At 47.6% G+C, this 26,388-nt stretch carries 29 protein-coding genes; 9 read left to right on the forward strand and 20 right to left on the reverse strand.

All coding sequences use genetic code 11. The features are described 5' to 3' along the window. Positions 1 to 17 precede the first annotated feature (17 nt). From BMW79_RS20910 to BMW79_RS20975, 14 genes are all read right to left on the reverse strand, one after another. A complete protein-coding gene (locus tag BMW79_RS20910) occupies positions 18 to 446 on the reverse strand; it encodes a GPW/gp25 family protein (RefSeq protein WP_089897751.1) in 429 nt (142 codons plus the stop codon). Between the two features lie 18 nt (positions 447 to 464). Next, positions 465 to 755 carry a PAAR domain-containing protein gene (locus tag BMW79_RS20915; RefSeq protein ID WP_089897753.1) on the reverse strand — a complete coding sequence of 97 codons (291 nt, stop codon included), beginning with the start codon at positions 753 to 755 and terminating at the stop codon, positions 465 to 467. A gap of 42 nt (positions 756 to 797) precedes the next feature. Continuing rightward, positions 798 to 2,573, reverse strand: coding sequence for a type VI secretion system tip protein VgrG (gene vgrG / locus BMW79_RS20920; protein ID WP_089897755.1), 1,776 nt, complete (start codon positions 2,571 to 2,573; stop codon positions 798 to 800). Continuing rightward, a complete protein-coding gene (locus BMW79_RS20925) occupies positions 2,570 to 3,265 on the reverse strand; it encodes a CIS tube protein (RefSeq protein ID WP_089897757.1) in 696 nt (231 codons plus the stop codon). The genes vgrG and BMW79_RS20925 overlap by 4 nt, the downstream gene beginning before the upstream one ends. Further along, on the reverse strand, positions 3,262 to 3,441 hold the full coding sequence (locus BMW79_RS20930) for a DUF5908 family protein (RefSeq protein ID WP_089897758.1): 180 nt from the start codon (positions 3,439 to 3,441) through the stop codon (positions 3,262 to 3,264). Before BMW79_RS20930 ends, BMW79_RS20925 begins: the two co-directional genes overlap by 4 nt. A 3-nt stretch (positions 3,442 to 3,444) precedes the next feature. After that, a complete protein-coding gene (locus tag BMW79_RS20935) occupies positions 3,445 to 3,945 on the reverse strand; it encodes a phage tail protein (RefSeq protein ID WP_089897760.1) in 501 nt (166 codons plus the stop codon). Between the two features lies 1 nt (position 3,946). Further along, positions 3,947 to 4,414: a phage tail protein gene (locus BMW79_RS20940; RefSeq protein WP_089897762.1), complete on the reverse strand. Its 468-nt coding sequence runs from the start codon at positions 4,412 to 4,414 to the stop codon at positions 3,947 to 3,949. A 40-nt stretch (positions 4,415 to 4,454) separates the two neighbouring features. After that, positions 4,455 to 5,366: a hypothetical protein gene (locus tag BMW79_RS20945; RefSeq protein WP_089897764.1), complete on the reverse strand. Its 912-nt coding sequence runs from the start codon at positions 5,364 to 5,366 to the stop codon at positions 4,455 to 4,457. Positions 5,367 to 5,425: 59 nt separating this feature from the next. Next, positions 5,426 to 6,373, reverse strand: coding sequence for a hypothetical protein (locus BMW79_RS20950; protein WP_089897766.1), 948 nt, complete (start codon positions 6,371 to 6,373; stop codon positions 5,426 to 5,428). Between the two features lie 45 nt (positions 6,374 to 6,418). Then, positions 6,419 to 7,840, reverse strand: a complete 1,422-nt coding sequence (locus BMW79_RS20955) for a phage tail sheath family protein (protein WP_089897768.1) — start codon at positions 7,838 to 7,840, stop codon at positions 6,419 to 6,421. Between the two features lie 56 nt (positions 7,841 to 7,896). Then, entirely contained in the window at positions 7,897 to 9,231 is a 1,335-nt protein-coding gene (locus BMW79_RS20960) for a hypothetical protein (protein WP_089897770.1), read from the reverse strand. Positions 9,232 to 9,238: 7 nt separating this feature from the next. Beyond that, positions 9,239 to 9,790 carry a DUF4255 domain-containing protein gene (locus BMW79_RS20965; protein ID WP_218150395.1) on the reverse strand — a complete coding sequence of 184 codons (552 nt, stop codon included), beginning with the start codon at positions 9,788 to 9,790 and terminating at the stop codon, positions 9,239 to 9,241. Positions 9,791 to 10,272: 482 nt separating this feature from the next. Further along, positions 10,273 to 10,863, reverse strand: coding sequence for an ASCH domain-containing protein (locus BMW79_RS20970; protein WP_143059236.1), 591 nt, complete (start codon positions 10,861 to 10,863; stop codon positions 10,273 to 10,275). Between the two features lie 98 nt (positions 10,864 to 10,961). Continuing rightward, the gene (locus tag BMW79_RS20975; RefSeq protein WP_089897776.1) at positions 10,962 to 12,206 is read right to left on the reverse strand and encodes a serpin family protein; all 1,245 of its coding nucleotides are present in this window, start codon (positions 12,204 to 12,206) and stop codon (positions 10,962 to 10,964) included. Between the two features lie 190 nt (positions 12,207 to 12,396). Here BMW79_RS20975 and BMW79_RS20980 point away from each other — a divergent pair, with 190 nt between their 5' ends. The 4 genes from BMW79_RS20980 to BMW79_RS20995 are packed head-to-tail and all read left to right on the forward strand — an operon-like array spanning position 12,397 to position 15,050. Continuing rightward, complete coding sequence (locus tag BMW79_RS20980; RefSeq protein WP_089897778.1) at positions 12,397 to 12,705, forward strand: ArsR/SmtB family transcription factor; 309 nt, start codon at positions 12,397 to 12,399, stop codon at positions 12,703 to 12,705. A gap of 49 nt (positions 12,706 to 12,754) precedes the next feature. Then, positions 12,755 to 13,276, forward strand: a complete 522-nt coding sequence (locus tag BMW79_RS20985) for an SRPBCC family protein (protein WP_089897780.1) — start codon at positions 12,755 to 12,757, stop codon at positions 13,274 to 13,276. 41 nt (positions 13,277 to 13,317) lie between these two features. Next, positions 13,318 to 13,944 (forward strand): ABC transporter ATP-binding protein, encoded by a 627-nt coding sequence (locus BMW79_RS20990; protein WP_177192267.1) that lies wholly within the window; start codon positions 13,318 to 13,320, stop codon positions 13,942 to 13,944. Next, a complete protein-coding gene (locus tag BMW79_RS20995; RefSeq protein WP_089897784.1) occupies positions 13,941 to 15,050 on the forward strand; it encodes a hypothetical protein in 1,110 nt (369 codons plus the stop codon). The genes BMW79_RS20990 and BMW79_RS20995 overlap by 4 nt, the downstream gene beginning before the upstream one ends. A 54-nt stretch (positions 15,051 to 15,104) precedes the next feature. On the opposite strand, the gene BMW79_RS21000 is transcribed toward BMW79_RS20995, so the two are convergent. Continuing rightward, positions 15,105 to 15,785 (reverse strand): SH3 domain-containing protein, encoded by a 681-nt coding sequence (locus BMW79_RS21000; protein WP_089897786.1) that lies wholly within the window; start codon positions 15,783 to 15,785, stop codon positions 15,105 to 15,107. Between the two features lie 15 nt (positions 15,786 to 15,800). Beyond that, positions 15,801 to 17,057, reverse strand: coding sequence for a hypothetical protein (locus BMW79_RS21005; RefSeq protein WP_089897788.1), 1,257 nt, complete (start codon positions 17,055 to 17,057; stop codon positions 15,801 to 15,803). Positions 17,058 to 17,132: 75 nt separating this feature from the next. On the opposite strand from BMW79_RS21005, the gene BMW79_RS21010 reads away from it, so the two are divergent. The 4 genes from BMW79_RS21010 (at position 17,133) to BMW79_RS21025 (ending at position 21,527) form a co-directional block, all read left to right on the forward strand. Next, the gene (locus tag BMW79_RS21010) at positions 17,133 to 17,558 is read left to right on the forward strand and encodes a thioesterase family protein (protein ID WP_089897790.1); all 426 of its coding nucleotides are present in this window, start codon (positions 17,133 to 17,135) and stop codon (positions 17,556 to 17,558) included. Between the two features lie 380 nt (positions 17,559 to 17,938). After that, positions 17,939 to 20,224 carry a glycosyl hydrolase family 95 catalytic domain-containing protein gene (locus BMW79_RS21015; RefSeq protein ID WP_089897792.1) on the forward strand — a complete coding sequence of 762 codons (2,286 nt, stop codon included), beginning with the start codon at positions 17,939 to 17,941 and terminating at the stop codon, positions 20,222 to 20,224. Positions 20,225 to 20,260: 36 nt separating this feature from the next. Continuing rightward, complete coding sequence (locus BMW79_RS21020; protein ID WP_089897794.1) at positions 20,261 to 20,914, forward strand: DUF4279 domain-containing protein; 654 nt, start codon at positions 20,261 to 20,263, stop codon at positions 20,912 to 20,914. Between the two features lie 79 nt (positions 20,915 to 20,993). Next, positions 20,994 to 21,527 carry a GNAT family N-acetyltransferase gene (locus tag BMW79_RS21025; protein WP_218150396.1) on the forward strand — a complete coding sequence of 178 codons (534 nt, stop codon included), beginning with the start codon at positions 20,994 to 20,996 and terminating at the stop codon, positions 21,525 to 21,527. Between the two features lie 53 nt (positions 21,528 to 21,580). Here BMW79_RS21025 and BMW79_RS21030 read toward each other — a convergent pair whose 3' ends face one another. Next, on the reverse strand, positions 21,581 to 22,579 hold the full coding sequence (locus tag BMW79_RS21030; protein WP_089897798.1) for a cyclase family protein: 999 nt from the start codon (positions 22,577 to 22,579) through the stop codon (positions 21,581 to 21,583). Positions 22,580 to 22,850: 271 nt separating this feature from the next. On the opposite strand from BMW79_RS21030, the gene BMW79_RS21035 reads away from it, so the two are divergent. Continuing rightward, entirely contained in the window at positions 22,851 to 23,645 is a 795-nt protein-coding gene (locus BMW79_RS21035) for a nuclear transport factor 2 family protein (RefSeq protein ID WP_089897800.1), read from the forward strand. A gap of 6 nt (positions 23,646 to 23,651) precedes the next feature. Here BMW79_RS21035 and BMW79_RS21040 read toward each other — a convergent pair whose 3' ends face one another. From BMW79_RS21040 to BMW79_RS21050, 3 genes are all read right to left on the reverse strand, one after another. Next, positions 23,652 to 24,044 carry an ACT domain-containing protein gene (locus BMW79_RS21040; protein ID WP_089897802.1) on the reverse strand — a complete coding sequence of 131 codons (393 nt, stop codon included), beginning with the start codon at positions 24,042 to 24,044 and terminating at the stop codon, positions 23,652 to 23,654. Between the two features lie 128 nt (positions 24,045 to 24,172). Beyond that, positions 24,173 to 24,505 (reverse strand): hypothetical protein, encoded by a 333-nt coding sequence (locus BMW79_RS21045; protein WP_089897804.1) that lies wholly within the window; start codon positions 24,503 to 24,505, stop codon positions 24,173 to 24,175. 518 nt (positions 24,506 to 25,023) lie between these two features. Further along, a partial coding sequence (locus tag BMW79_RS21050) for a T9SS type B sorting domain-containing protein (protein ID WP_177192268.1) occupies positions 25,024 to 26,388 on the reverse strand: 1,365 nt, incomplete at its 5' end.

Consider the following 26,388-nt stretch of genomic DNA (forward strand, 5'->3'; position numbering starts at 1 on the left):
TGTTACCGTGGTGGCGGTCAGGGTTTTTGTGCTGCTTCCAGCAAATAGAAATCATACACATAATTGTACCTTGAATTAGTACTGGCAATCGTATAGTCGATCGAGATAGTAAACCTTCCTTCAATCAGGTCGGGGCTATCCATAGGTACTACGCCCACTTCATCTACTTTAATACGTGGTTCGTAAAAGAGGATGGCGTTTTCTACCAGGTCGCGCAGAAAGCCGATCATAGCGGCGTTCAGCGGTTCAAAAATATAGTCCTGCAAATCGCATCCATAGCGGGGTTGCATCACTCTTTCTCCCAGACTGGTAGATAACAGGATATCCAGGCTTTCTTTTATATCGGCCTCATTGCTGACCAATTCCACCGCACCACTTTGCAGATCGAATGTGGGTGGAAATTTCCAGCCGGTACCAAGAAATGAACGGGGATCATTTTGTAACATGTGTCTTGATTTTATCTGTTATCCGCCTATTATTACAGTGGGTGCTCCCATCACAATCACACCACCGTGTGCAGTCAGATCGCCCATACGCGCTGCGGGCCTTCCTCCTATCATCACCGTAGCTGATCCTTTCACAATGGTATCCGGAGGTCCTACACAGGTGCAGATATCTCCGGCCACTGCCGCCGGCATACCCGCAATCAATACGGTGGGTACGCAAGGCCCTACCACCGGACCGCCTACATGCGGCACCGGTCCTGAAAACAGGGGGCAGGTATGAAAGTCGCTGAGACGAGCTGCAGGAGGCATGAGATTAACAATTTAAATGACTTATGTTGGGGTGTATATCAGCTAATTAATTTTTACCATTGATCCGGATATCTCCGTGATACCCTGTGCCGACAGCTTGGCCAGCGCGCCTTTCAGTTCCACCGCACCATCTGCATTGGCTGAAATACTGGCCCCTCCTATGGATAAGGCGGCGCCGGCAGACAACACCAGGTTTACACCTGCTTTCAACTCCACGTTCATGGGGCTTTCCAGCTTGATACCGGAAGTATCCATCGTCACCGTGTTGTTGTTCTGATCTTTCAGCTGAATACTCGTAGAAGCTTCGTCGATGGTGATGCTGTTGCCTGCCGGCGTATCTATGATAATAGTTTTCGTACTGTCGTTGAAGTGAATACGCATTCCGCTCCTGGTCACAAATCCTTTTTCATCATTGGCATCTTTCGCAGTGATGGGAGCCGGTTTTGCGCTGCTGTTGAGCATACCGAGTACCACCGCATCACGGGGATCATCATTGATAAATCCTACGATCACTTCATCATCGATTTCAGGCCGGAAGAAAGCGCCCCGGTTGTTGCCGGCGTCGAGACTGGCCACCCTCACCCAGATACCTCTGGCTGCATTGTCGATCACCGGGATTTTCACCAGGATGCGGTGTTCCCCATCAGGATCATCCTGCAGCTGCACCACCTTGCCGATCTGCAACCCATGAATAGCAGGGAGCATTCCGGCGGCCGGAATATCAGAAATATCTTTATAGGCTTCCGCCAGCCAGTCGGGTTCCAGCCCAAACTGGATATGCGTATCCCAGGTACCCTGCGCTACTTCATGCCGCACGCCCGTTACAAAAGCATTGCCGTTATAACGGTTACCAATACCCTGTAAAGTGACCATATCGCCAGGTGTAATCCCGGAGAAGCCCAGGAACTTTGCCCTGCCACGGATCTTGGCCAGACGGCTTTTCAGCATCGCCGCGCCCACCAGCTGCTGCAGTTCTTCCGCCGGACGACGGCCGCTATGCAGCAATTCGTATTTGGATAAGCCGATCACACCAGCCAGTGTACTACCGGAAACATTGCCCTGCTCTGCATAATCTGCAGACGAACTTTCCGCTTCATACAGTTGCTGCCCGGTGTAATCCCACGCGCTGGCATGTACGTTGCTCCACTGATGACGCGCATCCATTTCGGCTTCCAGTTCCATCAGCGAGGAACCGTAGGTAAGTTGCAGTACTGCCGAAGCACTGGTATCAGGCTTCTTCACCTTTACCTTTCCCTGGTCGGCTATCACCAGTTTGCCATTGACTTCCGCCCGTAACAACAGGAAATCCCAATCGGTGCTGTGATGCTGCACCAGTTCCTTATGTTGTACATCCGTAACTTCCACATCGGCATTCAGGCCGCTGTATCGCCTGACCAGCTGCTCGATCACTTCACTGTCCTTTACTTTTTCGTAGTACCGGCTATGCCGGCCTATGGCCATTTTCACCGATTCGTCCCGGCATTCTACCGTAAGTACCGGGTTACCATCCTGGCGGAATTTGATGCCCTGGTGTACGATGATCCCTTTGAACAAAACTTTATTGGAACCATCGCGGCCAATTTTGATAGACAGCTTTGTACCCGGCAGCAGGTCGTCGGTATTGCTGATAGAAAAATTCTGATCAGCGGCGGCGCCATCACGCAACACGATTTTAGCCAGCGGTATTTTATTGACCACCTGGATCAGTGTCAGTGACAGCACCTCATACATAGCGTTCAGCGGTTGGGTACCGTTCAACAGGATGTCGTAACTCGCTACATCATGCGCAGACGTATTGGGTATTCCTGTTTCGTTCATGATACTTCGCTTTTATCGAATGGAGGGAAATAGATCTCTTTGCCAACCGGCACTCTCCGGAAAGAAGTGAGGTTGTTTTGCCTTGCCACCTGCAGCATGTATTTAGGGTCCTGGTAGATCTTGAAACTAAACAGATCGAGCCGGTCGCCCTGTTTAAACACGCGGTAATGCGTCAGATCGGGAGACGATTTACTTTGCTCCCTTTCGTTGGCTTCTTTTGCACGGTAGTTGAGAAAAGTGGCGCTGACTTTCACCCGGAGCGGACTACCATCTGCATTAAACAGCACATAGTTCAGATCCAGGTTAGACATCACGCAGGGAAAAGCAATCTGCTTGCCCCAGAACACTTTCAGAAAACGGGGGCGGTGTGTTTCTCCATCCATGTAGTACACCGTGTCCAGCAGCAGTTTTACCTGCGCCTGCACTTCCATTCCGGGATAGCCATACCCTTCAATGGTATTGGTACCATCCAGTACGAAATCAAGTTTGAGTTCCTCCGGAATGGTGGAGATAAAACGGGCTTCTGTTTTCTGACTGCCTGGCTCCCGGCGGATATCATAATCTACTTTCAGCGAACGGGTATAAGTTTCCGCATTTACCGGAACCGTAAATTTGTGACTTTTATCCAGCTGCTGCTGCAACTTATCGGAATAAGTGAGGATGTAGATCTTTTCCAGTTTCGCGTCGCTCATCTTTCATTTTTTTCTTTCAGTACCTGTAATACTTTCTCCACGCATAAAGCAATCAGCGCTTCCGTGGCATTACTGCCACCGCTGGCTGCGGATGCTGCACCGGCAGTGCCGCCGCCGGAAGAATTGTCCGGCGATACTTCCGCTTTAATGATCAGTTCACGGATTTCAATGGGCATGACTCAGCTGTTTTTAAATTCGAAACGGTTATAGTTCAGTTCCAGTGTTTCTATTAATACCTCGCTGCGTTCTGCATTCAACTCTGCCAGCTTCCAGCTGCGGGGCCATACCCAGGCCAGGTTCCAGTACATGAGGATATTATGATCTTCATCCAGCAGCGCTACCTTCACCAGTTGCAAAGGTTTGATCTGCTGCTCTTCCAGTGCTTTCCGGCACCAGGATGACAAAGAAGAATCATCCGGGCGGAGCAGCCCCCTTTTCAGGACCAGTGGCGAATAACTTCGTCTCACGGGTATGTTGTGCTCAAACCGGTTCTCCCCTCCTTCTTTTACCTGTTCTGTGTTGATACTGGCTTCCAGACCTGTAACACTCTGAAAACGGATATCGAGTTCAGTGCCCTGGTCGTTTCCACCGCTGCTTTTCGGTAATCCAAAAAAGGTGACCGAAAAGTGGAAGTTTGTCGTTTGCCAGAAGTTATCCGGCTTTATTGCCGCTTGTGCCATATTAATCGACGTTCATGATCTCCAGCCCTTCGTGTACCAGTTCCATGGTTTCAATAGCCACTTCATTGGCATCTGCCTTCAGATCCGTGGAAGTTATTTTGGAAGGCCATGCATTCAGTACTTTCCAGGTGATCACCGGGTCATGATTTTCGTTCAGCAGCTTGATGGTCACATCACGGCGGTATTTGCTACCGGCTTTGTTGCCTTCCTGGAAATAATAGGTTTCGCGCCAGGCTTTATAGAAATCATAATCACCTTCAAAAGTGCCACGTTTCAGCGTGATGTTCGCATACTTGGTAAGGCCGGGCTGTTTGCTTTTATTATATTTCTTGCTGCTGCCTTCACGGTATTCGATCACTTCTGTTTCGAAGTCAAGACCGGCTACTTCTGTGAAGCCAAGACGAACGTCTTTCCCCCATTCTACCAGGAAATGAAATTTGGGTAATGGGTATGTTCCTTTTGCAGGCATATCTTTAAATTTAAAAGAGGTGAAGAAAATGTACTATAGGCTATTTGCAGGCTTTCGCGTCCTGTGCCTGTTTGATAGCTTTGGTAAGACTATCCGTGCATGCCTGCAAGCGGTTTGCTTCCTGGCTTACTTTATCGTATTCCGGTTTAATGGCCGCCAGTCTTTCATCCGCATTTTTCAGTTGCGTCTGTGTTACGGTGAAATACGTATCTTTTGTTAACGGGAATACCGGGCATACCAGCTTGTCGGTGCAACAGATTTCCATGCTGTCGTCGCCTGATTTGATACCACCGTTAGATGCACTGCTGCTGCCATTTGGATTAAAAACGCAGCCAATGCGGGCAATGGCGGTTTTAATACCATAATCCTTTTCGCAGATAGATTCATCCAGGATGGTAGCTGCTTTGAGCGCAATCACGATATTGTTGAAAATATCGTTACCAATGGCAATCACATCCTGCAACTTCTTTCCATAATCCGCCCAGGCATCGGTGATACCACCTTTCTTCAGGACCTGGTCGTTGGAGCAGTCGATGGATTTAGAGATATTGTTATAACAGGCAGCTACCTCATCTACCTTTGTATACAGCTCTTTTGTCATGCAGAAAAGCACTTCGATAGCGGTAACGGAGAAGCCGGTGCTTTTACAGAGCTTTTCCAGGATATCGAGGATCACCTTTACTTTGCTGGTAATCGCATCTGCCTTTTCGGCGCTTTGTTGAACGCTGTCGAAATATGTTTTCACTTTATTCCGCCAGTCCTGTGCCAGGCCCAGTTCATCTTTTTTCTTGGCTGCTTCAGCGGCCTTCTGCTGGTAAGAGCTACCTTTTATTTTCAGCTCCTTTTTCCAGTCATCCACACACCCGCACTCCGAATCGTTGCCACCGGTGATGGTAGCGCAGCAGGAGTCGTCACTTTCTTTAAAAGGGTCATACGGTTTATCGCAATTCATGATGAATATTTTTTTGTGATCAGGAATTTTTTTTCCGGGAGATGATAAACGGGGCGGGACTATTCGTCGCCACAATGTCCGCCACCATTGCCATTGCTGTTGCAGTAATTATTCTGTGCCTGTTCGCAGATCGACTTGATGGTTGGAAGATCACCACAAGGCAGTGTGCAAAGGAATTCACGGATATCCTCTATTCCCTGTGTTTGTGTTCTCACAGACCACAGGGTTTCGCGGATGGTAACCTTTTGCGTTTTGGCATCACCGAGGGCGCCGTAGGTCTTTTTCTGATCGTCTTCTCCGTTCTTGATGTTGAGTAACACATCATCCCGGAATACTTTAATAGCATCGATCAGGTCTTTATGCAACAGGATCGCGTTGTCTATGCTGGTGAAGGACTGGATACCGGATACGTCCCCAACGGCACAGTGCAGCTTGTTGATGCTCACGTTATCATTTTCGCCGCAGCCACCGTCGGAGGCATACATCTGTTGAGATCCTTCCACGATATTGGTAAAGCAGGTTTCAAAGTCTTTGCTGCCGGCTTTCAGTTTCGCAAGCGCCGCGCGCTGGGCTTTGTTGCAGTTATCATCTGCTTTATTTTTCAGCTTATGGGCGGATTCGCTCAGTAACGCAAACTTCTGTTTGGCGTCCTGGATATTTTTCGCCACAATAGCCAGTGCTGCAGCTATCGCCTTGTTTACATCATTGGCTTTGCTCAGCCTGTCTTTTACCAGGTCAGCGTCTTTCTGGCTGGGGAGGGCAGCACAGAGATCCAGCGCACGATAAAAGCGCCAGGTTTCTTCTGCTTTGATAAAGAAACATTTTTTGTACCGGTATACGGGAGTATATCCTTTGAATTCGCCTTCCCGCATACGCAATACATTCAGCGAATCCGTAAAGGCGCTACAGATCCCTTTTTTGTTATTATCGATGTATTGCTGGGTTTTATTGGTAGAATCGCCGCAGCCGTTCGTAGCTGTCGACGTAGTGGAGGTCATGGTGTTCATACAGCTTTCAATTTATTTTTTGGGGAATGTAAAGACAGTTACCGGCTATGATTCCTGCAACATTTTGTGACTGAATCGCAGGATGATAAATTCAGCAGGGCGTACCACTGCCATTCCGATCTCAACGATCATCCTTCCTTCCCATACATCCAGTTCTGTCATGGTTTCACCCAGTCCTACCTTTACAAAATAGGCTTCCCTTGTGGTAGTGCCCATGAGTGCCCCCGCTTTCCATTGCTGGGTAAGATAGTTTTCTATCATAGATTTCACCCTTACCCAGGTATTGAGGTCATTGGGTTCAAACACAAACTGCTGAGTGGCGTTCTTTACAGACTCTTCTACCATGTTGAAGAAACGGCGAACAGAGATATAACGCCATTCGTTGTCGTTACCGGCGAGGGTACGTGCGCCCCATATGATAGCCGGGCCTCTTCCGGGGAAGAAACGGACCACGTTTACCGATTTACCGTCTGTTACATCCACATTCAGGTTTTCCTGTTGCAGTTTGGTAACAATTACTTCAGGGCTTACGGCATAGTCGATGCCCACGTTGGCCGGTGCTTTCCATACGCCGCGCGTATTATCTGTTTCCGCGTATTTACCCACTACTGCCGCAGAGGAAGGAAGCAGCATCCGGATCTGTGTGATTGCATTCAGCGCCTGGTAGTAAAAAGCATTATTCACACTTTTCAGGGCTGCCAGTGTACCGTTCAGGGAGCCGTCGCCACCGCTCTGCACCACGTTTACCGTAGCCTCATCATAGGCATACGACAGCTGTGTATTGAGCCGGGGGAAATAAACCGCGCCATATTTTTTGGTTTCTATTTCACCAAAGCCCGCATTTCTGAACAGGGTTACATTGTGGTCAATGATGCTCTCCGCTGGTCCGATGGCCGGATCCATCCAGATATCAAACACAGTAAAGCGGTCTTTCAGCAAACTGCACTGGTCCAGTGCAGATTTGTGCAGGGTATAATAAGAGGCTGCATCCGTGAGGTTGATGGCATCGGGGAAAAGCAGCAAGGTTACTTCATCTATTTTTTCAACGGCATTCAATCCATCTGTGAGCGACGACAATGAAATGACGCCACCGGTGCTGTAATCGCCTACAGACACAATGTAGCAGGGGCCGCCGCCATTATTGAAGAACATCTGCAACTGGTATTGCATAATGTATTTCGATGCCTTTGTGGGATCAATCACCGCTTTGATAACGGCTTGTGGTTGTGTGCTGTCGATGGTGACAACAATACTTTCTTCTTCCTGCTTCGGTCCACCGAAGATGCGGTTGTAATCGAGCATGGAAGTAATACGGGTGGGGACCAGCAACAGATCGCCGGGGGCGTTGTTCTGAGCAGATTCCGTATAGCCGATGAACGCCGGGATGGCGGTTTCAACAGAGGCTATGGAGGGGGGAAACTTGACGATCTCCTCGATATAAACGCCGGGAGTTTTATATTCTGCCATATGTTTGGGGTTTTAGCTGTTTTAAATGTTGTTTGAATGATGCTTACACCTTGCAGTTAAGGGCCTTGCGGAAATATTTTTGATAGCAGCACCACCACATCTGCGTACAGGCGCTGATCAGCATCGCTGCTGAGGGAGAGGCCACGCGGGTTTGGTAATAGCTGTTCGTAGTTGGTGATATTATTTTCCGTGACGGGGAATAAGCGGTTGTTGTAGGAAAACGGCCAGGGGTCGGTAGTAGTGCGTGCGCCATTGGCATCTGCCGCCGTGAGTAAAGTATCGGCGTGACTACTGAACACCAGCGTCTGACCGTATTGCGGAGAGTAGCGCCAGTAAGAATTTCTGCTACGGAAGCGCAGCTCATAAATGGTGTGCGGGATCCTGATGCCGTTCTGCGGAAGTTTTGTTTTCAGTGTACCATCAGCATCTAGCATGGCGAAAGCGCCGCCGGCAGTATCCACGCGAAAATCTGCTACTCCGATATAGGAGGCGTTGTACATTTCTCTCCTGCTTACATATACCAGTTGCTGTGCAGCGAAATTATTATCGCCGTTTACTTTCAGGTTATACCAGCCGTCAGCAGGCAATGAGCGATCGGGCAAGGGAGCAGAAAAATCAAGCCGCACCTGTGAAAGTACCGTATCGGAAGAAAAAGAATAAGGCAAAGACACGCTGCCATCGAGACTTTCCAGCAGCGCAGTTCCTTGTTTCACCGTAGCAGTAGCAGGGAAATTGTAGACAAAGGAAAACGGCAGTAGTAACCGGTCGCCTTCATGCGCAAAGCCGTTGCCTTTAATAGCGCGCCATTGGGAGGAATCATTGGCGGCTACATTGGGTTTGTTCAGGTATTCCGCTACATTCGCGCCTACCTTCGATAATTCGCCCTGCTCATAGGAACGGGTATTATCGTTTGCCGCTACAGGTACGGAAAGCGCCGGAAATACTTTTGTATTGGTGGTATTATCATTGGAAAAATAATAAATGGCGGGCAGACTGCGTCTCATACGCATGCTGGTAAACGCGTTAGATGCAGCATTTCGAGGTACAATAGCAAACTGGAAAGCAACAGTAGCAGGAATGGGTACAAAAGGAGTGTATGCCCAGGTAGTACCCTGCAGCTCTTTTTTCACTTCCACGGCTACTTTGAAACCCGTAGCAGTGGGGAGTAAACGCATATGATAATTCTTCATCTGCACAGCGGTAGCGGGCAGAGGTTGCACTTCCCAATCGCGTTGCAGCAGCGGATACTGGCCCAGGCGTAGTTTCTCCATCAGGAAATCTGTCCGTTGCTGGTCCGTGGCCTGTTCAAACAGCGAAATTCCTTTACTGTCTTGCAGGTAGTATTCGTGCAGCAATTGCACTTCAAATAATATCTTGTAAATAACAGACATAAAAAAATTATGCAGTAGGATGTTGGGTGTCTTCTATTTCCTCTATCAGCGGAACGACTCTCAGTACAGCGTTTTCCGTGATAGCCACGAGTCTGACCTTATACATCACAAAGGGAACCTGGCGTCCACCGAGTGATGCCCAGAGGTGATTAATCTGTTCGAATGTCAGGGTATACAATTCCAGGTTAAGATCCAGCGTGCCATCACTGCTCTTTAATGTTTTCTGCGCCTGGAAAAAACTGATCACTGCCGACAACCGATGCAGTGCTTCTTCGTAATAATCATGCGTTGCATCTCCAAAGAGTACAGCGGTAAACAATACATACAGGTTCAGGTATACCGGCGGATGCTGATACCTGGCGCGGTTATCCGGCCATGTAGTATACGCTTTGCTGTTCTTTAGCGTACTTTCTTCCTCCACATTTACAAGGGAGATAATAACGTTACCATTGAAATTATTGGCGTGCGTGGTTTCCAGCAAACCAATGTTTTCAACGATCACACTATTGGCAGGAAATCCTCTGAGCGCAAAGAATGCCTGCAAATGATCACGTATCAATGTAAGCGCATTACTTATCACGAATGACGAGGGGATTTGGGGTTCAAGAATTTGGGGGTACAATACCTATCTCTCTGATGTCTTTCAAAACGTTCTCTGAAACTAAGTTAAAGAACATTTTTTAATTGCGAAATAATTATTTTTTTAAGTTGTAATTTTCATTCAACTGTATGTACAGATAACACATCCTGAAACACACCACCAGTAAGATTCTACACGACACAAAATAAAAATATTTTTTTATTCAGATTCACCGGACCGGTAAAAGCACTGTACATCAGCATCCACAGGAATTTACGCAAACCGAAAATCAGTCAAAACCATCCATTCAATCTGCATTTTAAACCAGTTATCCGCGATTCTGTTTTTTCAGGTATGTTATGATTCCTATCTACTCTTATATCATAAATTTATCCTTTTAAAATATTTTCACATCTATATATAAGCGAATGAAAACAGTTTAACAAAAATACCGCAGTGGATTATTTCTTTTTGCGTGACCAGGCGGAGAGCAATAAGGTACCCAGGGGGGATAAACTATACCCTTCAGTATGACTGATCGTAAGCCCCAGGTTTTTCAGTTTCCGGATATTCAGTTTCAGCCACTCTTTTTCACGCCCCAGTTTACCCGCCAGCAGGATTGCTTTGCTATGGGGATACTGTTGAATGGCATTGAGCACTTCCCGGGTCCAGTCGCCTTGCTGGCTATATTGATCCAGGCGTTTCAGTTTTTCCAACAGTGCGTCCCTGTCGGCTGCCGTCAGCGAAGTTTGTTCCCGCAGTTCAATTCTTGGATCGGCCGCATAATAACGCACGCGTATTTTATATAGCGTGCCGGCGGAAATTTTTGAAAGCACCTGCTGAAGCGCTGACAGGTTTTTATATCCTGCGGCGATGGCGGCTTCCTCAGAGAGCTGTTGAACATGCCAGGGAATAATTTCGGTTATTTCAATGACACCCACGCTCGTATTGATAAGACTCCCCTCCTTTACCGCCGGCTGTTTCCATTTGCGGAAAGCCAGCGATACTTTGCCGGCAACAATTCCTTCCAGGTGATCCTGCTTAAATAGCATGTAACGGTTTTGTATAAATTTACAATTATCGGTATTAATAAAAAACGCCTTTCTGTCGTTCGACAAAAGGCGTTTGTATTTATTATCCGAAGCTTTCTCTATTCTGCCAGCAACGGGTTCCTGACTATACCATTGAATAGTATCAACCCGGTTTTCATCTCCCGGATAACAAAAATAAATGGCCTGTCTACGATAAAAACGGCGGTACCTGGTATGATAGCGGTAAGTTCCATACTTACGCTCGTAACCGCTGCTGCTTCTGTTCCGGTTTCATTCACTTCAATAAATGCCTTGTGTAATACCTCGCTGATCAACAGGCCACCCCCCTGATTGATCCGGCTAAAATCCGCGCTGTTACTGAATGGAATGGGCATCCCCAGATCGATCAACGGCGTATTCAATTTCGTTTTGAAGGCGAATTTAAATTTAGGAAAATGTAATTCCACCGTTGATGGACGCAGCCCTTTCATCCACGAGTTCCAGGTAGTCGTATCTGTGCCGTTGACCACATCCATGATACTTTTCCCCTCTTCAGGCAGCAGTAACAGCATACTGTATTTTTCATTACCATAAGGCAGTTCAGCAACACGTACCCCATTAAATACACCAGTCTTCACTGTCACCTTGCCTTGCATAAAGTCGGCCTGTATACTTTTGTTTTCATTGGTATAAAATGTTTCTTTGCGCGTTTTGTTTTTATCAAAAGGGTATTTCCAATCTGATTTAAAGTAAACGGCATTGATCAGGTACATCACTATATCACTGCCGATGTTGTCCAGGATCGTAGGGATTTTATCTTTTGTATTTTTTGCTACCCAGCCATTTATCCTGTCTTTTGCTGCCGGATTGTTGAAATCCAGTGATTCTACGGCTGCATTATAATTATTCTTATTCAGATCAATAAAGGCGGGCAACGGGGTGAATCCCTGCCGGTACCAGATGGAATTCGCCAGTTGCAGATCAGCCAGGGGGTCCAGCTGCGGCAGTTCTGTGTTCAGTTTCTTGTGGTAACTATTGATTTGTTCCTCGGTAAAAGCTTTCTGCTCCAGCACCTTCCGCATCTGTTCCAGTGTGGACCCGCTTGCGCCATTGCCCGTCATCGACAAAGCCATGCTGATACTGAGTGGAGAAAAGATAAGATTCCTGTTTAGTTTCGGATCTGCCGCCAGGTTTTTAAACATCTTAAAATTGAAGGCATTGTCGGCCAACACCTGTTGTTGTTCTTCGGCAGTCAGCACAAGATCTTTGCCTTTACCCGGTGAAGGCCTGTCATTATTCTTTTTACAGGAGATGAATACTACAGCGGCCATCATCAGGCCGTAATACAGGTGACGTGTTTTCATACATGGAGGGATTATGACGGTTAAACGTACCGGGTAAGAAAATGTTACAATGTTTTTTCTGTGCCTTATATGTCTACGTATACTCGTCACCGTTAATAGTCTTCCCTGGCCTGCAAAAAATATTTGGTAAACCGAATGGTTATATATATTTTTACTAAACCAAATGGTTATATATCATAAATACAATTGAATGAAAGCACGCAGAGACGTGTTCCAGGCGATTGCCGATCCTACCAGACGCGCTATCATAGGGCTACTGGCAAAGGAAACGCTGACCCTGAACACTGTGGCCGATAACTTTAATATGAGCCAGCCGGCTATATCAAAACACATGCGCATTCTTACAGAGTGCGGCCTGGTTGTCATTGTAAAACAGGGCCGGGAAAGACATTGCTCCGCCAGTTTTTCGGCATTACAGGAAGTAGCGCAATGGGCCGCCCAATACCGCCACTTCTGGAGTAACCGCCTGGATACATTGGAACAACTGCTGAACGAATAATGCTACCCGTTTTTAAACCCGCTATCATTAACGTTTAAAATAAAAAAATATGGAAAAGTTAGGCGAGATCATCGCACCCGGCACGATCCGTTTTGAACGCTCATTGCCAGGTCCGGTTGAAAAAGTATGGAGTTACCTCACGGATTCTGAAAAGCGGGGCAAGTGGCTCGCCAAAGGAGAGATGGAGCTCTTTGAAGGCGGCGCTGTTCACCTCCATTTTCTTCACCAGGAACTGAGCCCACTCCCTGATAACATTCCTGAAAAATACCGGGACATGAAAGACGGACATCATTTCACCGGGAGAATATTAAAAATAGCTGCGCCACATCTCTTGTCGTTCACCTGGGAAGGCGGCTCGGAAGTAACGATGGAACTCACGCCGCAGGGCGACCGGGTACTACTGGTGCTTACTCACCGCAAACTCGACGACACAGCCAAAACACGCAGCAGCGTTGGCGGTGGATGGCATACCCATCTCGATATCCTGCTGGCCAACCTGGAAGGCGCCACTCCTCCCCCGTTCTGGAATACCCACAGTCACCTGGCTACCATTTATGGAAATATTGCCTAACTGTTGATCATATATCAGCAGAAAGAAATATTTTTAGCGGTATGCTGCAAATGATCAACGTCCGGAAACTTTATCACAAACAGGTGATTCTTGACATCCCTTCCTTCCAACTGGAAAGTGGTATCTTTTGGTTAAAAGGAGCTAACGGTTCCGGCAAAACCACTTTGCTGAAAATAATAGCCGGACTCATTCCGTTCGAAGGAGATGTTATATTCCATGACGCCAGTTTGCAGCATCAGCCGCTCTCTTACCGGCAACACATCGGCTGGGCGGAAGCCGAGCCGGTGTATCCACCGTTTATGACCGGCAATGACCTGGTTTCTCTCTACCGGAATATCCGTAATACCACCGGCAATGAAATAGCCCCCTTATTGGAGGCTCTTCAACTAAACAACTATATAGATCAACCTGTGGCTACCTACTCTGCCGGCACTACGAAAAAACTATCGCTGGTATTGTCTTTTATAGGCAACCCCGCGCTCATTGTGCTGGATGAGCCCATGATCACACTCGATGCAGAAGCCTTCTCTGTGCTGTGCCGGTTTATCCCGGAAAAGCGCCGGCAAAGCGGTACTTCTTTTCTCATGAGTTCGCACCAGGCGCCCAACGCCGCCTTGTTGCAATACACCAGCATACTCACAGTACAGGCAGGCAATATTGTTTTATGAGTGTAGCTATCCAGATATTATTCCGGTCTTTTATAAAAGCCTTTTACAGGGAAAATGCAGGCGCCTTCGGCTTACTTTTCACCATGCTGTTTCTCGTGGTAGCTCCCACACATGGCGCCGGCGTAGTAGAATATCATTACTCACTGATCATCGGTTTTTTGAAAGGAAGCTATTTCCTCCTCTTAGTGTTTACAGTCTGGTTATTATATGCATGGAAGTGTGTGTCGTTTGTTACGCATATCATACAGCAGCCGGCCTGCAACTTCCTGCATATATTGAACTACCTCAGCAAAACGAAACGTTTTTTCCTATTTCTTCTGGTCGAAATTTCCCTGCTGCTCCCGGTGCTGGTTTATGCAACACTTATTGTAATAGTAGGCTGTCAGCGACATTTTTATCTTCACACAGGTCTCACTATCGTGTACCTGCTGGTGCTTTCCATCAGCGCTGCGTGTTGGCATGTGTATCTGCTGACTGATGCAGACAAGAGAAAACAACGCGGGATGCCTAAACAATTATGGCTATCAAGATTGCTCAATCACTATCCCGTTGTATTACTCCGGGTGGTGATAAAAACGCAATGGTTAAAATGGCTTGGACTGAAAATAATTACCTGTGGGCTGTTGTACGGCATCGCCAGAAATAATACGACAACCGCGTACGATGCCGCCACCATTTTCTGGATATTCAACTTCTGCATACTGGCTGGCAGTATCCTGATTTTCCGGATGCGGGAATATGAAGAGAGATATCTTTCTTTTTACCGGGGTGCGCCAGTTGCGCTATGGAAAAGGTTCTCAGCATATGCAACACTGTATGCCTGTTTAATGCTTCCTGAGTTTTATACACTGCTGGTACTGACCCCGGTTCACCTACACATTACAGACGCTATCAATTTCGGACTATGCGGTTTTAGCCTGATACTGCTCATGAACAGTATTACTTTCCTTCACCCTTTCCGCATGAAGACTTATCTTAAAATCGCATTGGGCATAGGTTGTATTCAATTTATATTCCTGCTGTTTTTATCTCTCCTGTTGCTTTACCCGCTCTTTTTCCTGCTGGCGGCAGTGATTTTCAGGAGAGGGTACTACCGGTATGAGTAAAGGCATTTACATTCTGAGCAGTGATGTTGAGTTGCTGTAAACCATGCGTCCCTCCTAGAAACCATGCACAACACACCTGGTTTTATACTTCCCCTGTTCAAACATCCAGGCAACTACATATCCCCCTGCACCGTCCGAATTGGTGGCTTCAATAAACCACCGTTCATGCTGGCGGTCGTACCAGACATGTGTCAGTTCCAGATTAGGCTGAAACAGATCATTGATGGCGCTATCCGGCGCTACTACGCACCCGTGTTGCCAATAGCAGGAAATGTGCTGGTACGCACGATCAGGCGCTCCCCCATCCGTTCCCCAGAAAGGGCGGTTATCGATGGCCGACAGATACCGCCCGCCTTCCGTTTGCTGATATTTAAACCGATGTGCCGATGGCTGAAACAACATTTGCCGGAGCACGATCATCAGGGAATCTTTCCGGAAAACAATACTGTCGCCCGCCACCCGCTGCACTGGTACAGGCTCATAGTTAGCTATCTTCCGTAAACGGGAATTGTGTATATAGCCGGTGCTATCTTGTTTGTAATCCACCTGGCTCCAGTCTTTCCCCGCTTCATAGATATAAACCAGGCTTCCACTGGTAACCCTTGCTACCACAGGCGCTGACAGCGCTCCTTCTTCACGGACATTCGTATAGCCGTCCTTGTCTTCCACCAATGCAAACTGCGCCCATAGCGGGGAACAAACAAATATCAGCAGCATACAAAAAGTAAACTTCATCGTATCGTTTTAATATTATTCCAGTACCAGCCTGATTTCATTATTTTTTTTCATGTCTGTGCTGAGGTTCAGCACCTTCGACTCACTGCCAAAGCGGATCTTCAGTTCCGCTGTATTGGGTGGAATTGATCCCAGGTTGTCAGCTGTAAATAAAAGAATATTTTCTCCGGGCTGCAAGGTAATCCGGATCTGTTGTATTTCTTTTTTTACCGGAAAGCCATTTACCACCCATTTGCCATTCAGATTCAGGGAAATACTGTCCCCATCCTGAATGCGCGTATCCCTGAGTTCCAGGATAATATCCGCCGTATGCACCGGGATGGTGGCTACGGGAACGCTGGTACGTTTAATAGGCTCCGGAGTTATTGAGCCTGCGTGATAGATATCTGCCACCAGGAAAGTAGCGTAGGCATTAGCCTGGTCGCTGAAATCAAAATCGCGGGGCTGCCCGTCGATAGTCATGCGCAACGAACCGGTATTAGGTGGCAGGCTGCCGTAGTTGTCGGCAAAAAATACAAAAATATTATGCCCCGTGTCCAGGCGTGCCTGCGGGTGCCGGTTCTGGTCATTGATCTGTTCACGGGAAAAAATGGTTCTTTCGTTTTGCAGTAAGGTGACCGTATCCTGGTCATATTTTTCCTGATCGGCAATCTGCATGGGAACGATACTATCTTTCGCCACGATAGTGGTGTAAATACCATAGTAAATATGCGGATCTTTATGATGCAGGATGCGTTGGACGCTAGAATCTGCCATGGGCCTGCTTCCTGTCTTCACCAACTTAAATTTATCCCGGTACAGGAGCTCCCGCAGATCTGCCTTGGAGGATTCATAAATTTCATCGTCACTGTACATTCCCCGCATCCAGATATTCAGTTTATCAATCCACATGCGGCTGATGCCAATGGTATCTTTCCCGTAATCGAGGGTGCCATTGAGATACCAGGTCCAGATACCGAGCTTATAGGGTGTTTCCTTGAGCGGAAATTTATTGCGGCCAATACCCAGTTGCCGCTCATTTTTTTTTGCCAGCAGCACTTCGTAGATGCCGGTAAATTCGCCGTATTGTAATTTGAGAATAGCCGGGTACAGAATACCGTGTTCCGGTGGGCCGATATGTAATTCTACCTGGATAACCGTAGATTGGGGCCAGGGTTTTACGGTCATCCGCCAAACGCCGGTCCACTTATCCGTCTGCGCCATCGCAGTGCTGGCGAGCGTGGTTAACAAAACAAATAACAGGAGGTATTTTCCTTTCAATATGGTCCGCATATGATCCACAATTTAATATTATTTGAGGGTAAAAAAAAGGTATTATTGCACCTTCAATTACAATTTTAACCAGTCATGGAATACACAAAAGAATACGTCGCAAAAGAAGAACATATCGATGTCCAGAACATTATGGATGGCCTGTATTACCCGTTCTACATGGAGTATTGCCGTCATGATTATATCCGGGAAGTGCTGGGTTTCGATTTTGAAGAACAGGCCAGAAATGGTGTACACATGGTATTGTCCGGCTACCGGATCCAGTTTCTGCGGTCGCTGAAAAAGGGTGATCAGTTTACGGTTACCTGCACCCTGTATGCTGATCCTGCCGGTCAGCCCCGTTTGCATTTTAAACAATCCATTATTTTAAACGGGAAGGTGATGACGAAGGCGGTATTTACCGGCACCTGTGTTCCCGCCTCCGGCGGACGACCTTACTTACCGGCTGCCATGGCAGAAAAAACTGCCGGCGCACCTGTGCTGGATAAATCAGAGGCATAATACTAAAATTATATACCAAATGATGGTGGCGGCATGCCACGTTATTGGCCGGAAGACAAGCACTTCCGGCTTTTTTATTTCCCGGAAGACAGGATCGCCAACCGTATGCCCCAAAAACAGGTTTTTTCGTCCTCTGGAAGCCGCCACCAACAGGCGCTCGCAGAGGTAAGCCCTATATAAGCGCCATCTCCCCCCCAGTAAAGGGCTATATAAGGACCACCTATAAGATACGGCTTATGTAGTGGTAATAAATACCTTCACTTCCACACATCCTCCGGATACCTGTATTTTATCGCATCCTGAGCGGTTATTACCAGTACTGCAGCAAGGGGAAAAAATATTGATTTTTTCAGGTAAATTGGAAGCCTGATACAGAACAGATGAACAAGTTTATTGCAACACTGGCGCTTTCTATAGCAGCCATCACCACGTATGCCCAATCTCCCCGGCATGATCTTCAATTTCAACAGCTGGCCACCCGCTGGGATGAAGCCATCCCCCTCGGCAATGGTCTGCTGGGCGCACTGATCTGGCAAAAAGAAGGTCAGCTGCGGTTCTCGCTCGACAGGGCCGATCTGTGGGATATGCGGCCCATGAAAGGACTGCACCGGAAAGAATTCAGTTATCAATGGGTGATTGACCAGGTGCACAAAAAAGACTATAAACCGGTCCAGGAATATTTCGACGCTCCCTACGACCGCGAAGCAGCCCCCTCAAAAATACCCGGTGGCGCACTGGAGTTTGATACGCGCAACTGGGGCGCCGTCAGCTCCGTGCATTTATCCCTCCAAAACGCCCTGTGCGAAGTAAAATGGGCCAATGGCGCCACGCTGAAAACTTTTGTCGATGCCCGCCAACCCGTTGGCTGGTTCCGGTTCGAACAGGTAGACGCCGGGCTGGTACCACAACTACTCGCCCCACAATACCAGGGCGCTGTTAAAAACAGCGGTGATCCGGTGGGCGGTGACGACCTGTCCCGCTTAGGCTATAAACAAGGCAGCATTGAACGGAAAGGCAACAGTATCACCTATCACCAGGAAGGATGGGGAGGTTTCACCTACGATATACAGGTGCGTTGGAAAAAAATAAACGCTACCACCATCGAAGGGGTGTGGAGTATCTCTTCCCAGTACCCCGGTAAACCTTTGAATGAACCGGTGAGCAAGATCACGGCCGGAACAGATACCGGCAATTTCAGTAAAGCCCTGGCCACGCATAGCAGCTGGTGGCAACATTTCTGGAAACAATCCGCCATCCATATACCGGATAGCCTGCTGGAAAAACAGTGGTACCTGGAGCAATACAAGTTTGGATCTGCTGCCCGGAAAGATGCCCCGCCTATTTCCCTGCAAGCGGTATGGACCGCCGATAACGGCCGCATAGCACCCTGGAAAGGCGACTATCACCACGATCTCAACACGCAGCTCAGCTACTGGCCCTCCTACAGTGCCAATCACCTGGAAGAAGCCATGGGATATATTAATCACCTGGAAGCCAACAAGGCTAACTACCAACGTTACACGAAAATGTATTTCGGTGCTCCGGGTATTGCCGTTCCCGGCGTTACTACCCTCGATGGTACAGAAATGGGCGGCTGGATTCAATACTCGTTGTCGCCTACCGTATCTTCCTGGCTGGCCCAGCACCACTACCTGCAATGGCGCTATAGCATGGACCCTGCTTTCCTGAAACAGAAAGCCTGGCCCTGGATCAAAGGCACCGCTACCTTCCTGGAAAGTATTACAGTAAAAGATGAAAAAGGCCATCGCAAACTGAAAATCAGCTCCAGCCCGGAGATCAACGACAACGACCTGCAGGCCTGGTTCTTACAGAATACCAATTACGACCTGGCATTGATGAAATTCACCTTCAGCAAAGCAGCAGAACTGGCTACCGTACTGGGATTAAAAAGCGAAGCGGCACATTGGCAGCAGTTGCTTTCCGAGTTCGACGACTTCGCCGTTACGCCCAACCATGAACTGATGTTTGCACCAACCATGGCATATAATCAGTCGCACCGCCACTTCTCGCATATGATGGCCATCCATCCCCTCGGATTGATCAAATGGGAAGACGGGCCCCTGGCACAGTCTATAATCCGCGAGACGATCCACCTCGCCGATAGCATTGGTCCGGATTACTGGTGCGGTTACTCCTACGCCTGGATGGGTAATCTCAAAGCCCGCGCAAAAGACGGTGCGGGCGCAGCTAAAGATCTGCGCACGTTTGCCACAGCGTTCTGTTCTATCAATAGCTTCCATCTGAACGGAGACCAGACCAAATCAGGATTGTCGAAGTTTCAATACCGGCCGTTCACCCTGGAAGGCAACTTTGCCTTTGCAGCAGGCATACAGGAAATGTTATTGCAGAGTTATGCCGGGTTCATTGAAATTATGCCGGCCGTTCCTGCCGACTGGGACCAGGTATCTTTTGAAGACCTGCGGGCGGAAGGTGCTTTCCTGTTAAGCGCGAAGAAAGATGGCGGACAGATTGCGGAAGTGAAGATCGTCGCAGAAAAAGGCGGCCGCACCAGCCTGAAACTGCCGTTCAAAACATTCTTTGCCGCCAGCAATAAAGGCTTCCGGATAAAGAATACCGGCAACGGATTCCTCGAGCTGACGGCCACACCGGGTGCCGTATTGCTGCTTAAAAACGGGTATGAGTAAATTCTTTTGCATACCTTTCCCGGGTATTTTAAACACATGATAACTACCCGACTCATTGAAAAAGCGATCGGTGAATCCGAAGACCAACACTTCGGATTCACCGGTCAGCTACTGGCTATTCACCAACTTGTTTACGAAAACAACCAACCTAAAGTTGAAAAAGTGGTACTGGATAACGCCAACGGAAAGGCCGTGGTATACTTCCCTATTGCAGGAGAAAAATTTCACCTGGCTATCTACCTGAAAACAACACCGGATATTTCTGTCACCTGGGTAGATACCGTGCCTTATCACCGGCTTTGCTTCAGGGCCACCTCCACTACACTCAACTATGAACAACTCTGCACCATGACCACCCTCCAACCCGGCAACGGCTGGAACAAGGGCGATCTGATGAAAAATGGCAAAGCAGCCTTCAAATTCAGTTGCATAGAATTATACGCAGTAGAAGGACCTGGGAAATTTGAAGAGAAACTGGACGCCTTACTCGATCTCCTGGAACAGGATTCAAAAGGGATTTCTGCGCTGGCTACTAACGCCAATGGCTATATCCAGGCAACCATTAGTTTTCATAACGGCAACACGATGCTGGGCGGCCCTGCTATCTGTAAAGAAAATATCCGGCGCATGAGTGCGTTGCAACTGGGTATTGACTTCGATTTATATGCAGATGGGAATTTTTATTTATGATCTGTATGCTTGTGCCGGATTGTGGTTGGCGGGTTAAGCATTAAATTTACCGTATTGTTTAACCCCCAAAATGGTGCAGATGAAAATTTCAGTTAAACCCGTCGGTCCTAAAAACTGGGAAGATTTCGAAGCCCTGTTTGAGAGTAAAGGTGGCCCCAGATATTGCTGGTGTATGGTTTGGCGTGCTACGAAAGAAGAACAGCGCCATAATACGGCTCCCAACAAGAAAAAGTATATCCATCAACGTATCTCAGATGGTACGCCGGTAGGGCTACTCGCGTATCATGAGCAAGCCCCCGTGGCCTGGTGTTCCATTGCTCCCCGGGAAACCTATCTGCGTTTAGGCGGCGACGATAGCCTGGAAAAGGTGTGGTCGCTCGCCTGCTTTTTTATAAAAAAGGAATTCCGGAGCCAGGGCATGGTGTCACAACTCATCGGGTATGCAAAAAAATACGCAAAGAAACACGGGGCCAGGCATCTTGAAGCGTACCCGGTAGATACCGATTCTCCCAGCTACAGATTTATGGGCTTTGTTCCCACCTTCGAAAAAGCCGGTTTTGCTGAGGTCAAAAAAGCGGGAACGCGGCGTCATGTAATGACCTGTAAATTATAACCGCATGCGAGGGTTGCACCTGCATGCGGTATCACTTATAAATTTGTACGCCATCACAGAGGAATAGCCATGGGGCGCACCGGCGCACCGCTGGCGCCTCTTAATTTCAGAGGAAGACCAATAAACAAAAAGTCTTTCACGCCGGCGGCAGACAATTCTTCCAGGTATAACAACTCAATAAACATCACGCCCCTTTCTGCCAACAGGTAGGTATGTCCGGGGAGCCAGTTCTTTCCATCGCCGGACGGTAGTACTTCCAGACTCAGGTTATCGGCCCCCAGTGTCATCACCTGCTTTTCTTCCACCAACCATTTAATGGCCTCCATGCTCATTCCCGGTGAGTTATTCATGAACTTCTCCTGGTCGTTATAGAAATACTTCATAAGCCCCGTCCTGATCAGTACAATATCGCCTTTATTAATCTGCAGGTGCTGCTGCGTAATGATCTGTTGTAATTCGGCCAGTGAAATCACATAGTTGCCTGGCAACACGTCTATTCCTTTGAACGCGGGTACATCAATGAGTACCGCCTTACCGATAATGGGGGGTATTTTCTCTGCACCGCTCTTATCCCAGCCACGATCACCCAGGTGTTCATCTGCCGTATAGCCGTTCCAGATATGGCCGTTTAAACCAAAGTGGGCCAACGCATCTACATGGGTGCCGGTGTGAGTGTACATAGAAAGCGCATCGCCGGTGTAGCTGACTTTCCGGTTCATCTCCTTTCCCTGTTTGGTGATGTCTCCTACTATCGTTCCGCGTGGTGTATGCGTTAGCCAGAACTGGTAAGCAGGATCGCCCAATGCCGTGAAACCAGGCATGCCCACAAAATACTCTACGCCAAGGTCATAGACTTTGCCGGTTTTAATCTTTGAAAACAGTGCCAGGTTGTTCTTGTCGCTCATCATATTCAATGTGCCGATTTCATCTGCTTTTCCCCATGGGCTTATGCCTGCCTGTTCCTGTTGCTGCGCCCTGCTGCTATTTGCGCCGGTCAGGGCAATAGCCAGCAATACCAGCCCTTTCCGGCTGATCCTGTTGATAGTATTCATGATCCTGAAATTTATTGTTTGAAAAGATAGACTGCTACCGGCTACGGTTATATGCCGGTAGACACTTACAAAATTAGTCTGCGGGAGATGGCCAGAACAGGTATAATGCGGGGATTCTGGCGTAATTCCACGGGTTTCTCATCTTATCCGTGAGGCGCCGGTCAAATGAATTTCTGACCATTTATAAAACACCCTCAATTATGCATAACATAGTACCTTGCATTATGCTAACTTCGCTCATATCAATTATATCAAACCAATTCCCCACATCATGAAAACGTATTTTCTAAACATGACCTGGCTTTTATTGCTATTCCTGGCTTTCCCCGGGCAACGGGTATCTGCCCAGGAAAATGACCAGCAACTAGCTGCGGTGATCCTCCGGCAGGATAGTCTTTTCTGGCAGGCCTATAATACCTGCGACCTCACAACCATGGTCAAATTCTTCTCGGACGATGTAGAATTCTATCATGATAAGGGTGGTATCACCAACGGCATTGATGCTTTGGTAAGCTCCTTTCAAAAGGGCGTCTGCAATAATACCGACAGCTTCCGGCTCAGAAGAGCCGTGGTAAAAGGCAGTATCAAACTGTACCCCATGCGGGAATCCGGTGTTATTTATGGTGCCATCCTGAGCGGGGAACACTTATTTTATGTACAGGATAAAGGGAAAAAAGAACGGGCAGAAGGACTGGCGAAGTTTACACATCTCTGGATATTAAAAAACGGAGCCTGGAAAATGACGCGGGTACTCAGTTATGACCATGGCCCTGCGCCATACATCAATGAAAGAACAGCCATTACTTTACCAACACAGGCGCTTCAAAAGTATGTTGGTAAATACAAAGGGCCGCAAACGGCGGAGATGAATATACAGGCGGGCAAAGGAATACTGCTAATGATCATCGGGAGTAAACAATTTGAGCTCTATCCTGAAAAAGAAGACGTCTTCTTTTCTAAAGAGCGCGACCTGACTTTCGAATTTGTGAAGCAGGGAAATGCGGTAAAAAAACTGATCATCCGGGAGCGGGATGAAATTGCAGAAACGCTGGAAGCCTCAAAGTAAAAGGGTTCAGGCGGAGAACTGTTGCAGGATGTGCATCGCAGCCACTGCGTCCTTCTGAGCTACAAAAATGTGATCGTGGTAGAATGCCGCTACCACATTACAACTGATTCCCTGTTCGGACAGGGCTTTGGAAAAGGCGGCCGTCAATCCAACTGCCTCCAGCGAGGAATGGACTGTCAGCGTAATCCAGGACATCACGGCAATATAGGAAAGTCCTAAACGGTCGGCCGTCTCTTTCTTTAAAATCAGTGTAATCCCTTCTTCTTCCACAAAGGTCATGACTGCTGATTTCAGGTCTATGTTGTCCAGGGTTGTTACTACACAAAAAACGTATGCTCCTTCCTGGCAGGAGGGTTTCATTTCCTTCAATAATTTCTGCAGATCTGTTTCGCCCGACATGTTATCCATTTTTGGAAGTGCAAAATACGGCTTTATTCTACATCATAAAACAGCTGATAACGGCCAAGCATATCTATAAAATGAAAAATGGCGTTCACCTGGCTTTTCCAGGCAAACGCCGTTTAGTACTAGTCTATCTTAATACGTGATACCTTGCCATCAAGGCCGTTGTTACGGATATACGAGACCACCACATACTCGTCTTCGTAACTTCTCTCAAAGGTATTCACGGTGTACTCCGGTGAAATACGCTTTACATTAATAATCGTGAAATCATCACTCATGGATCCATCCGGAGAATCAAACAGGGTGATAACACAACCAACTCTGACTCCATAGAGTTTACAGGACCGGATTTCATCATTCTTCACCGGACGGAAATTCTGTCCTGGTGTGTCTTCAACTGTTTGTACAATGTTCTGGGAACCATTGTTGCCTTCATAAAAAACGATAATACCCATTGGTTAAATTTTGAGGGAAATGAATAAATAAAATGAACGTATCATCCTGCAGGATATAAGTTGAGTGGCCGGTAAGGGTAAGATCAGCCACGTTTGTTTTCATCAATGAAAATAGTTGTTACATTGCTTCGGGAGAAACAACATTCACACGATATCATACGGCAATAACAACTATTCACCAACAATTAATACTGGCTATACCAGCATATGATAACAAGTAAAATTAAACGGATAATAATAAGGAAATGGGTTTCCAGGGCTTCATGCTGTGGTAATTTTATTTTGAGGTACCCGTTGACCGGATATTACGGGCATGAAAGTAAGGAGAAATTTCAAAACAACAAAATATTATTAGCATTCCTTACTAATATAAAACGTAACGGTAATGCCCCGTACATGTAAGATAGTCATAGTCCGACCGGCTGGAAAAAAGTGTCAAATTTTGCTATCATATCTCCGGAAAGCAAAAAGCAGGATGGCTCCCTGATGAACCATCCTGCTTCGTATAACCTGCACCGTTACTTACGGTTGCGAAGAATTGTGATAAAGCCTTTTTCTAACTTTCCGCCCTCTCCCAGATCCACTATATAATAATACGTATCCTGCGCCAGTACCTGGCCATTCAGCGTACCATCCCACTCATTGTTATAGCCGGACTTTGTATATATGAGTCTGCCGCTACGATCAAATATCTTCACCTGGTTATTGGGATACCTGCTGATATTTTTAATCACCCAGCGATCGTTAATACCGTCGCCATTGGGAGTGAGCACATTGGTCGCTTCAAACTTTGCCGGTACGTCTACCCTTATGGTGGTGGCGGCAGAAGCGATACATCCTTCAGAAGTAGTGCCGGTTACTATATAGGTAGTGGTTTCCATTGGCTGAACAACCAGTATGGCGGTATTTTTGCCGGATACTATACCTGGTTCATCTTTCCAAAGATAAGTAGCAGCGCCGCTGGTGGTGAGAACTGCCTGGGCGCCCTGCGGGATATCGTGTTCCGGTGTTACGATGATAGGCAATATTGGCATTGGTTTTACAGAGAGGACAAACGATTTGCTGACCCTGTCGACGCCGCCGTTTTCCGTGCCACCATTGTCCGCTATCGTGAGCGTTATCCTGACATCACCGCTGGCGCGGGCTTTCAGCTCGTAACGGATAGTAACGGTGCCATCATTATTGTTGACCACTGTCAGCGAACTAAAGAACGATTTATCAGCCACTACAGCAGCAGTGATCGCCTGGTCAGTTTCTATGCCTGCGCTTATACCTCCCACTACAATAGTATGTACCGCTACGTCTGCGCACAAACTGGCATCCGGGATATCCGCTACCGTTGGTGCCGTATTCCCTGGTTTTTGATTGTCGATGGTGTAAGTGGAGGTAAGCGGAGATGCCTCCAGTGGATTACCGGCCAGGTCTGTTGCCGCAGCCGTCTGATGGATGCTGAGAAGCAGTGTACCAGCGCCGTTTATATTATCTGCGGTGACTACAATCGAATCTGTTGCCGGGTAAGCAAGGCTTACCACCGGGGCCTGCATACTGCCGGTTTTGTTAACGCTAACATCTGCTGCTGTAAATCCTCTCACTGCCTCACTGAAGATAATTGCGTATCGCACTTTAGTGGCTTTCGTAACAGGTGGATCCAGCTGCGTAATACGTGTAACCGTGGGCGGTATACCATCTACCAGGATAGCCGTGGTAGCCGGTACATGGTTCATGGCTGTATTGATCGCGTTGCCTGTTGCATCTGCAGGTTTGCTGTCGTTCACCTGTAATACAGGGTTAATGCTGATGCCGGTTCCATCAAGATCGCCCTTTTTCACGATGTACTGGAAAGTAAGTGCGCCTGGCTCATTTCTGATGAGATAAGCTTTAAC

This window comes from Chitinophaga arvensicola, assembly GCF_900110835.1.
Classification (GTDB): domain Bacteria; phylum Bacteroidota; class Bacteroidia; order Chitinophagales; family Chitinophagaceae; genus Chitinophaga; species Chitinophaga arvensicola.